1 protein-coding gene is annotated in these 284 nt (G+C 41.2%); it reads left to right on the top strand.

Features of this window, described 5'->3' with window-relative positions:
- Positions 1-95 precede the first annotated feature (95 nt).
- Positions 96-284, top strand: a 189-nt coding sequence (locus J4G32_RS21295) for a hypothetical protein (RefSeq protein ID WP_024159203.1), incomplete at its 3' end; no start/stop codon positions are given.

Genomic DNA, 284 nt, shown 5'->3' with positions numbered 1-284 from the left:
CGCCATAACCGAATAACGATTCTATCGGACATCGGCTTTATTTTTAAGAAATGCGTTACGACATCAGTCGTGACGCGATCTGCTATGGATTTTTTATGAGATTACTAAAACGCGTTATTGTGGTTGTACTCTTGGGCGTGATTTTATTTATGGTCAGGGACGATATACGCTATGTTTATCAACTGATCCTCAAATATGGTGATAAACCCTCGGCGCTGGCACTGAGTAGCTATAAAGCGGTTATTCAGCAAAAACCAGTCGCAGGAGTTAAGAGTAACCTTTCA

The sequence above is a fragment of the Microvirga antarctica genome (genome assembly GCF_017921815.1).
GTDB lineage: Bacteria > Pseudomonadota > Alphaproteobacteria > Rhizobiales > Beijerinckiaceae > Microvirga > Microvirga antarctica.
Note: the sequence above shows the minus strand (reverse complement) of the source record. Positions and strands in the feature narration are given on the sequence as shown.